Source organism: Gammaproteobacteria bacterium (assembly GCA_037388465.1).
Classification (GTDB): domain Bacteria; phylum Pseudomonadota; class Gammaproteobacteria; order SpSt-1174; family SpSt-1174; genus JARRKE01.
The window spans coordinates 1-2883 of record JARRKE010000142.1 but is presented as its reverse complement, the minus strand read 5'-3'; the positions used below and the strand labels follow the sequence as shown (position 1 = coordinate 2883).

The following is a 2883-nucleotide window of genomic DNA, read 5'->3' as shown; positions in this document are numbered from 1 at the left end:
TGCCAGCGTGTCAGGGCTTCGACGCCGGTCATGGTGCCGGTCGCCAATTCGATAACAGGGGGGAAGTAAAGTACGAAATCCTGTCTTTCCAGGGCCTGATGCAGGCGGTTGGCTACCGACATGCGCTGATGCTGGCGTTCGGTCAATTCCGCCGAATAGAACGCATAGTTGCCCTTGCCCAGTTCCTTGGCGCGGTACATGGCCGAGTCTGCATATTGCAGCAGGGTGTCTGTGTCGCGTGCGTCATGAGGGGAAATGGCGATGCCGATACTGGCGCCAATGTAGGTTCTATGGCCTTCGATGATGAAGGGTTGTTTCATCTGGTCGATCAGGCGTTGTGCCTGCTTGGCCACGTTGAGCAACACGCTGTCCTGGCTTGTTGTCTCCTCCGGGTCGCGGGAATTGGTACTGGACATCAATACGATGAACTCATCGCCACCCTGGCGGGCCACCATGTCGCTGCCACGTATATTGTTGTGTATACGTTCGCCGACCTGACGCAGCAGCTCGTCGCCCGCGGCATGTCCCAGTGTGTCGTTGACCAGCTTGAAATCGTCCAGATCGATGAACAGTACCGCCACTACCTCTTCGCTCCTCTCCACATGCGCAAGTGCCATCTGCAGGGTGTGCATGAACAAAGCGCGGTTCGGCAGGTCGGTCAGCCCGTCGTGGAAGGCCTGGTGCGTCAGCAGCTCCTGTGCCTGGTTGTGCAGCGCCTGGGTGCGCAAGGCCGTGATGCCATAAGCGAGGTTGCTGGCGATTTCTTTAAGCAGTTTCAGTTCATCGGTGTCGAATGCATAGCTGTCCTTGCTGTAGATGTTGAGCGAACCGATCGCTTTGTCATCGCTGACCAACGGCAGTGATATCAACGAAGCGTAATGGTGAGCGAGTGCCTGCAGGGTCCATTCGTCGGTCGTGGTCCGTTCCGTCAGATCCTGGATCATGTAAGGCTGCTTTTCCCGGATGGCGCGGCAGGGAAGGCAATCACTGCTGGCGACATCGATATGGGTATTTTTAATATCCGCGGCGAAAGCGGTGTCGCTACCGGCCTCGGCGACGATCCGGAGACCGGTAGGGCGTTCGTTGCTGAGCATGCCGACCCAGGCGAATTGATAGACCCGTTCATCGACGATATTGCTGCAGACGCCCTGCACCAGTTCGGTTTCCGTGGCTGCATGCGTCAGCAGCGTGTCCTGGCTGTGCAGGATGTTCAATGCTCGTGTGGTGTGAGCCAGTTGTTCCTCATGCTGCTTGCGCGTGGTGATGTCCGTCATCACGCCATGCAGTGCCACGATCCGGCCGGATGCGTCGTGTTCCCAGCTGCCGCGATCTTCAAACCACCTGATGGCATTGTCGTCTTTGCGCCGCATGCGGTAGGTAATCACGAAGTCGGTATTCTGTTGCCTGGCGGTATCGATGTCGGCCAGCGCCTTTTCGCGATCTTCCTCCAACACCAGGTTTATGCGCAGGGCGGGATCTTCGAGGAAAGCCCTGGCTTTGAAGCCCAGCAGGGTATCGGTCGCCGGGCTGATAAAAACGGTTTTGAGATTATGAGGCGTGGCGGTATATAGAATGCCTTGTACGGTATCGACGATGCCCTGGATGCGGTTTTTCGCCGCCACCAGTTCGGCCCGTCCCGCCTCCAGATGGTCGGTCATGGTGTTGATGCTCTTGGCGAGCGTTCCGACCTCGTCGTTGCTGTCGTAATCGACATGTTGCTGGAAATCGCCCTGGCCGATCCGCTCGGTAATCCGTGTAAGCCGTCTCAATGGGCTCGTGAACCGGTAACTCAGAAGCGTCAGGGCAATCGCCAGGGCGACGAGTACGACGACCACGATGAGTGCCGCCTGCAGCGCCAGGTGGCGCGCCGGCGCGAAGATGACGTCTTCCGATTGTTCGATCGCCAGACCCCAGCCGTTGTCAGCAACATCGTCACGTGCTGCCTGCCGGACGTGGGTGGACAATACGGTATCGGCCCCCTCGGACTGGTGCACGGATTCGTGCGCCCCCGAAGCGAGAAGCGCCTGCTGTACCTCGGCATGTCGGGCAAAATGCGATGGAGGTGGCATTTTGTGTCCCTGCACGTGTTCAGCAATGACCTTGCCGGTACGATCGAACAGGAAGACGGAGCCGCTCTTAAACCCCTTCTTGAGAATGTCGCTTATCGTCGACCATCGGTACTGTGCCACCACGGCGCCGATGATCCTGCCACCGTTTTCATCTTCGGATTTCTCCCGGATCGGGGCGGCAAACAGAAGCGTGCGCTGGCCGCTGTGGTCTGAAACCACCACGTCCGAGTTGTATGTTTCACCCTTCATTGCCGCCTTGAATGCGGCATAGGCAGCCGGGTCCCGGTCGATACTGTCGTGCTCCTCATGAGCCTCGGTGGTCAGCAGGTAAGTGCCATTTCGGTCCACCACCATCAGGTCGTCCCACGGTCCGGTAATCTTGCCCCGTTCCTCGAGCTCTTCTTTTAGCAGCTTGTGGTTCGTTTCCGTCCGGTCGGCAGGAGAGGCGACATAGACCTTCAGAAACTCATCCTCAACCAGGATGTGCATATCGCGCCGTGCATGGGCCAGGGCGTCATCGATCTTGCTCAGGATGCTGTGGGCTGCACTGAGCTGGGCCTCGACAGCCCGTTCCTGAAGTACGTTGTGGATTTGGTAATAGAGCAGAGCACCCAGGGCCGTCGCCGTTATCATGGCGGTGGCGCTGATGGCCAGCCCATACTTGGTGCTGAGTCTCATCAGGGTGATTCGGAGCAGGGTGGGACTACGGCGTCGTAGGAAGCCTTAGTCCATTTTTCTGGCATGCCCCTGTTTATCGGCATCGCTGTTCCTCGCGAGTCTATCGTCCGAGTATAGATGAGTTACAGCAGGTAAC

The 2883-nt window shown here is 58.1% G+C and carries 1 protein-coding gene; it reads right to left on the bottom strand.

The features are described 5' to 3' along the window. Positions 1 to 2747: diguanylate cyclase (locus P8Y64_14330; GenBank protein MEJ2061626.1), on the bottom strand; the 2747-nt coding region annotated here is incomplete at its 3' end. Positions 2748 to 2883 lie beyond the last annotated feature (136 nt).